This is a genomic window from Candidatus Hydrogenedentota bacterium (genome assembly GCA_016791475.1).
GTDB lineage: Bacteria > Hydrogenedentota > Hydrogenedentia > Hydrogenedentales > JAEUWI01 > JAEUWI01.
In genome coordinates this window covers 68,489-75,047 of the sequence record JAEUWI010000040.1, presented here as the reverse complement: position 1 = coordinate 75,047, position 6,559 = coordinate 68,489, and the positions used below count along the sequence as shown (strand labels likewise).

Genomic DNA, 6,559 nt, shown 5'->3' with positions numbered 1-6,559 from the left:
GCTTATGGGGCTTATGGGGCTTATGGGGCTTATGGGGCTTATGGGGCTTATGGGTTTGGGGCTTATGGGGCTTATGGGTTTGGGGCTTGGAAGAGCTTTCAACTGTCAACTGTGGGTGGCCATCGGCTATACTGGTTGATAGCAGGCTTTCGCCTGAACGGCATTCGCGAAGACCTGACCTATCCACCCTATCGAGCGTGGCTGGTGGGCACTTTTCGGCCTCCTCTTGCAGTAAGGAACGATAAGTCGTGTATCTTGACCAGTATTTCAAGGTGATTGAAGGCCTGATGGCCAAGATCCAGCATACGCAGCGGGAAAATATTGAGAAGGCCGCGTCGCTGGTGGCGGAGAGTCTTGCGCAGCGGGGCGGTTGGTTTCTTATGGACCCCGACGATGCTCTCATGGGGGAGGTGGTGGGCCGGGCGGGCGGCATGGCGGCAATCCGGCCTTTCAGCTACGAACTCAAGGTGCAAGGCGACGTGGGCCATCGCAGTGAAACGCTCCCGCCCGGCAAGTCGGCGGCGCTTGAGTCGCAGACGGTGCACCTGGCGCTGGAGAAGAGCGGCTTGAAGAAGGGGGATGTGCTGCTGATCAATTCCAACGCCGGTAGCGCGGCCAATGTCATCGCGGTGGGGCTTCAGGCGCAAGAGCGGGGCATCCACACCATCGGCCTCGCTTCGAAACTGCAACTGGACTACTGCGAGGCACAGCACCCCAGCAAACGCAAGCTGGATCAGGTTACGGCGTGCTTCATCGACAATTGCAGCGGTGTCGGCGATGCGGTGGTTCCCGTAACCGATAATGAGCGCATGTGCCCCTTGAGTGGACTGGGCGCGATCTATATCTTCTGGGCGATTCACGCGCAGGCCGTTCGGCTGCTGGAAGAGAAGGAACTAAAGCCGACGATTTACCGAAGCGTCCACACGGGCGGGGCGGAGTTTCTGAAGGCCCAGGAAGCCGGCTACCGCGAGCGGGGAATCTGAGGGACGGTGGGCGGCTTAGACCAAGTCGGACCTACGGCCGCAATCAAGATCGTATCGCGAATAAACAGCAACGATTGACGCCTGGCATGATTGGAAGTAAGTTTTCGCCCCGAAGGGGCAGTGCAGTCTTCAGCCCTGGGCAACGCCCAGGGTATGAGGCAATACAATTTATGTCGCCCTGAAAGGGCAGTGCAGTGAATAGGCGACGTGAGTCTCCGTCTGAAACTGCACTGCCCTTACAGGGCGAGGAATTCTTTGGATAACGTATTTCCCTGGGCGTTGCCCAGGGCTGAAAGCTACTCTGGCCTTTCAGGCCGAAGAAATCAGCGCTTCGGCCTTCTTTTGAATACCACGCTTTGTACCATGGGGGTTTACGTCGCGAGTGAAAAATACTGTTTGCATGGTTGCTGGAATCTATCCAGTGGACTAAATGGACACCGTATACGAAGTAAGCACAGAGATCCCCCCAAACCCAGGAAACACGAAGTAAATTCAATGACTGATTCCCCACCCGATACCAGCCGCCGCGCGTTGCGCTATGCCTCCTTCAGCCTGGTGCTGAATTTTGCCCTCGCCTTTGTGAAGGGCGTCGCGGGGATTCTGGGCAATTCTCACGCCCTCATTGCGGACGCCGTTGAGTCGCTGCTGGACGTTTTCGGCGGCCTGGTGATCTGGGGCGGCATCCGCATCGCCACGATACCGCCGGACGAGGATCATCCTTATGGTCACGGCAAGGCGGAGTCCCTGGCGGCGGTGGTGGTGGCGGGGGGACTGCTCGTGGCGGCCGCGGGCATCGCCGTTTCGAGCGTTCAGGCCATGCTGACCCCCCATGACAAGCCGGCGGCCTATACGCTGGTGGTGCTTGTTGGCGTGATTGCACTGAAGGAGGTGGTCTTCCGCTACCTTTCGCGCGTGAGCGGCGATCTCCACAGCACGGCCCTGAAGGTGGACGCGTGGCACCACCGGAGCGACGCCATCACGTCCGTGGCTGCCTTCGGCGGAATCAGCGTTGCCCTGATCGGCGGGCCCGCGTGGAACACGGCGGACGAGTGGGCGGCGCTTCTGGCGTGCGTCATCATCGCGTGGAACGGCATCACGCTGCTGCGCCCGGCCATCAACGAAATCATGGATGCGGCGCCGGATCCCAAGGTCGAAGCGCGGGTTCGCGAAATTGCGCTGTTACAGGCGGATGTGATCTCGCTGGATACCTGCCTCGTGCGGAAGATGGGCCTGTGCTTCTTTGTGGATATCCATGTGGGCGTGGAGGATACGCTGACCGTGCAGGAGGCCCATCTCATCGGCCACCACGTGAAGGACGCCATTCGCGCGGCGCTGCCGGCGGTGCATGATGTGCTGGTCCACATCGAGCCGGCATCGCGGCATCATCACGATCCCGCCGCGGAAACAGCGGAACCCGTGGTCGAATGAAGCCGACCTTCCGCGACGCCGCAGCTTAGTCGGCGAGCCACTTGTACATTACCAGGGCGTCCACATAACCCAGTCGTGCGTGCCGGTAGGCCTTCGGCAATCGCGCCACGATCTTCATCCCCAGTTTCCGCCAGATCCGGATGGCTTGCTCGTTGGTGGACACCACGAAGTTGTACTGCATGGCCTTGTAACCCAGCGCGAGGGCGGTGGCCTGTGAATGCTCCCCGAGGGCGGTGGCCACGCCCCGACCGCGCGCGGCCGGAGAAACCATGTAGCCACAATTACACACGTGCGCACCGAGGCCCGGCTGGTTGGGGCGGAGGTAGTAGGTGCCCAGAATTGCGCCGTCTTCTTCGAGCACGAAGACCCGATGCTGCGGGCCAAACCACAGCTTGAAACCCTCTTCACGGGTGGTGTCTGGCGCATAGGCAAAAGTCTCCCCCGCCGCCGCGATTGCTTGGAAAAAGGGCCAGATGCGATCAAAATCTTCAGGGATGGCTTCGCGGATGGGCATGGACAATCTCGTCTACGTTACAGTCAGAATGTTGAAGTACCGGACAATCTTTGACCACCAATGGTTCGCCCAAATCCAATCTCAATCCGCCTGCGACTGCGAACGCAAATACGCCACCCGTGGCGTTTCCACGGATTGCGAGGCCGCTCTGCAAAAGTTCTGATCGAAGGTGTGCATCACGGCATCTCCGCTTGAGGCCAGGTGCATGGCGTCTGCGAAATCCGCGCCCATCTCGTACCATGCGATAGCCCGCTCGAAACCCTCAGAATCCTCCAGCACAACATTGTCGAGCTTGGACAACAATCGGAAGAAGGGCAGTAGCTCATCCCGACGCTTGCCGTAGCGCGAACGCAAGACCCATTCAGTCTCAAGTAGAACCGTGCGTGGAAGAAAGACGACATTCTCTCGCATCAATGCTTCCGCCATATCGGCCTGCGCCGGGTCATCGTCGGCAAGAAAGCGCACCAGCACACACGTGTCAAAAGCAATCATGCATCTTCCACGCAGTCCACAGGCGCGCACAACTGCTCATCGGACAACGCTTCGCCATGGTGCTTGAGCAAGCCGCGAAGCTCTTCAAGCCTGCGTCCGCCCGCCTGGTTATGCCGCGGTTGGATAAGGAGGCCCGATCCCGATAGCCGTATGCTCAAGTCCATGGCCCCCTGCCAGTGCAAGGTTTCCCGGACATCGGCAGGTATAAGCACTTGTCCCGATTCCGACATGTGTACCGTATTCGTCTCTTCCATTGCAATTTACCTTCACGGTTGAAAGGCAAGCACTCGCTTTGTCCAGTTTGCTGCTTTCTATTATCCGCTTTCATGCCCAATCGGTCAAGACTGCGGCGCGGAAGCGCTGTTCCGCCAACCTATGAATTCAGGGCGCGGGTTGCAGATTGGGCTCCTGCGGTGTGAGAGGTTCGGTGAATACTTCCTTGTCGTAGTGGAAGCGGCCGCCGTCGATATCAGTCAGGGCTTTGCCGTCGGGTTGCTCGGTTGCGGTGGCGATGGGTGCCGCAACGAGCAGGCAAGGGCGATACTGGGTCTCGACGCCATCCAGGTCTACCCTCGCATCCCATACAAAATTGTCAGACGATTCCTCCCAGCGGAGCAACACCCCGGTGACTGGTTGTTCCGAACTGGCGAATTGCTCCTTCGATATCGGAATCAGAAGTTTGCCGTCGTAGAGCATTTCTTTCAAAGCTTCGCTGGAAACCTGCCAAAACGGCTTCGCGTCGGCGGTGAGCGCCACACCGGCATCAAGCGCTCCGGGATTCCATTCGTGCCATTCCGGGCTGCGCCAATCGCCATGAAGCGCATAGGCCGAGAGTACGTTTCCAAAAACGTCGTCCGCCGCGCGCAGACGCGCTGATCCAACCCGAACTTCCACGTTCTTCTTGCCGTACTCAATGAGCATTAAACCGAGGTAGATATTGTTCTCTTTGGATGACGCCGTGAGCGGTATCTCGGGTAGCGCCAGTGCCAATGCTGCTTGTACCCCGTAGTTCGAAGCGGCTGTGGTAATGTTCCCGCGCTGCTCCCTGTTTGGGTCCAGCGCATACATCCGGCCATCTCGCCACTTACCGGCACGTAGTTCAGGAAAGGAGTTCAGCTCAAGCACGGTGGAATCCGCCAGCATGGCCGCGGTGGCAGCAAGCCAACTGGAGTTTTCCTCGCCCTTTACATGCTTTGCATTCATGAAGAACCGAGCATGTTGGCCGTAGGCCACTGCAACTTCGTCGGGGAGCGTTCCTGTCAGATGAAGTCCAGCCTCGTCCTCAGCCTCCGAGGCCCATGCATCAACGTATCCTTCATATCCAGCATTTGCCCAGTTTCCAGCGGCGTCTCGGGCATAGATTTCGAATCTAGATGCGGAGATCTTGCCCGGAAGCTGGCAAAATTCCAGCGAGTCCATCGACCATGTTGGGGCCTGGGCCTGGGCCTGCTCCTGGTCGGACGATCGCGGCCTTACCGGAAGCGGCTTTGCCGTAACGCTATCGGCCCACCGAGTTCCGGAGTGTCCCACGAAGACATCGGCCTGTCGTTCCCAAGTCGTCTCCCCGTATTCCCACACCCCATATAGCCTGGCCTTTACCAACTGATTGGCATCCTGTCCGTACTGTGAAAGCCCAAAATCTATATGCACCGGCCTCGGCTCAACGTCTGGGGCCACGATGACGTATTCGCCCGCCCCTTTGCCAGCGAAGAGAGTTACGGCTTTGGAAGAACTCATCTGGGAGCGTGGATCTTCAAATGTAAAATTGTAGATGCCTTGAATAAGCGGCCCAAATGCAGCACGGCCCGACTTATCGAACTCCCCTTTCACACTCAGTTCTTGCCCATCCAATTGCACCTTCACTTCCGGCGCGGGCGGGCCCTCGGGCGTGCCCCGGCGCACGACGATCTCGATGTTCGACAGTTCCAAGGCGTCGGGCTTCTCCCCGCCACCACCCTGAATGCCCGACAGCGCCTTGAGCATGGCTTCGTTGCCCGCGCGTTGTTCCGCCATGGCCTTGGCGAGGTTCTCGTTGGAGACCGCGACCTGTTTCATGGCCTCGCGCATGGCGTCGTTGGCCGTGCCCACGCCCGCGACGAGGCGCGTCATCATGGCCAAGCCCGCCAGCACCGCGATGGTCACCACGACCATCACCCCGGTTTGTATCCATTCACGCATGACTGCCTCCCACATTTGATCCCACCAGAGCTTCCGCGCAATGGCATCGGGATCGCCAAATCGATCCAGGACGCGGTCCCAGACCGCCCCCTCGTTTTCTTCTTCCTGCCGCTCCGCTTCCCGTTCCGCCGCACACGCGAGGTGGTCCGCGATTTCATCGAGAATATCCTGCCGCAATCCGTCGGGTTCGCGCGGATGCCGCGCGGGGAAGGCCTTGTCGGGGTCGTTGTTCCAGGGCATGGTTCAGGCGCCTGTGGAGAAGGTGGATTCGCCCCGGCGAATGGACGGAATGGACAGGGTGGACGAAATGGACAGAATAGACAAGATGAGTGCGAATCGGCCCAACAGCCCGGTAGACTGCGGCGCGCCGAGGACGCCGTTAACACCCGTGGAAAATTGCCTCCATTGTTCGCGGCGGGACTCCAGGAGCATCTGCCCCTGGGCGGTGATGCGGTAGAATTTGCGGCGGCGGTCTTTGGCGATTTCCGACCAGTAGGAGTCGAGGAGGCCTTGCCGCTCCAGCCGGTGGAGCATGGGATACAGGTCGCCCTCCAGAAGATCGAAGTGCCCACGGGAGCGCTCCAGCACCTGCTGGGAGAGATCGTAGCCGCCGGCATCGCCTTGTCCCGCCGCGTGGAGCAATAGCATCTCGGTCATGTCGTTTTCAAAGGAGTTTTTCATCGCCCGCGCGCCTCGCTCGATTGGATAAGCCTTATGCATAGCAACTCTATTCATAGAATGCCAGAAGCGATGACATTTGTCAAGGGGGGAGTCTGGGGAGTGCCGTCGACCGCGTAGTGTGTGCGCTCTTGCCGAAGAATTAAGCCAAAAACGGAAGGGCCAGCCGTTATGGCCCGATTGCCTATAGAAGTAAATCGACGATAGACATTCGGTCGTGCCGCAGCCGTCCAGAGATTCCCCTCCTCCCGATCTGTGCAAATCTGTGAAGATCTGTGGGAAGCTA

7 protein-coding genes are annotated in these 6,559 nt (G+C 59.2%); 2 read left to right on the top strand and 5 right to left on the bottom strand.

The window, feature by feature from the left end:
- Positions 1–248: 248 nt before the first annotated feature.
- Positions 249–983 (top strand): SIS domain-containing protein, encoded by a 735-nt coding sequence (locus JNK74_19595; protein ID MBL7648389.1) that lies wholly within the window; start codon positions 249–251, stop codon positions 981–983.
- A gap of 495 nt (positions 984–1,478) precedes the next feature.
- A complete protein-coding gene (locus JNK74_19590) occupies positions 1,479–2,411 on the top strand; it encodes a cation transporter (GenBank protein ID MBL7648388.1) in 933 nt (310 codons plus the stop codon).
- A gap of 25 nt (positions 2,412–2,436) precedes the next feature.
- Here JNK74_19590 and JNK74_19585 read toward each other — a convergent pair whose 3' ends face one another.
- The 5 genes from JNK74_19585 to JNK74_19565 all read right to left on the bottom strand — a co-directional run bounded on the left by JNK74_19585 (position 2,437) and on the right by JNK74_19565 (position 6,276).
- A complete protein-coding gene (locus JNK74_19585) occupies positions 2,437–2,925 on the bottom strand; it encodes a GNAT family N-acetyltransferase (GenBank protein MBL7648387.1) in 489 nt (162 codons plus the stop codon).
- Positions 2,926–3,006: 81 nt separating this feature from the next.
- A complete protein-coding gene (locus JNK74_19580) occupies positions 3,007–3,417 on the bottom strand; it encodes a type II toxin-antitoxin system VapC family toxin (GenBank protein ID MBL7648386.1) in 411 nt (136 codons plus the stop codon).
- Complete coding sequence (locus JNK74_19575; protein MBL7648385.1) at positions 3,414–3,671, bottom strand: AbrB/MazE/SpoVT family DNA-binding domain-containing protein; 258 nt, start codon at positions 3,669–3,671, stop codon at positions 3,414–3,416. Before JNK74_19575 ends, JNK74_19580 begins: the two co-directional genes overlap by 4 nt.
- 127 nt (positions 3,672–3,798) lie before the next feature.
- Positions 3,799–5,835 carry a hypothetical protein gene (locus JNK74_19570; protein ID MBL7648384.1) on the bottom strand — a complete coding sequence of 679 codons (2,037 nt, stop codon included), beginning with the start codon at positions 5,833–5,835 and terminating at the stop codon, positions 3,799–3,801.
- A 3-nt stretch (positions 5,836–5,838) separates the two neighbouring features.
- Positions 5,839–6,276, bottom strand: coding sequence for a helix-turn-helix transcriptional regulator (locus JNK74_19565; protein MBL7648383.1), 438 nt, complete (start codon positions 6,274–6,276; stop codon positions 5,839–5,841).
- Between the last annotated feature and the right edge of the window lie 283 nt (positions 6,277–6,559).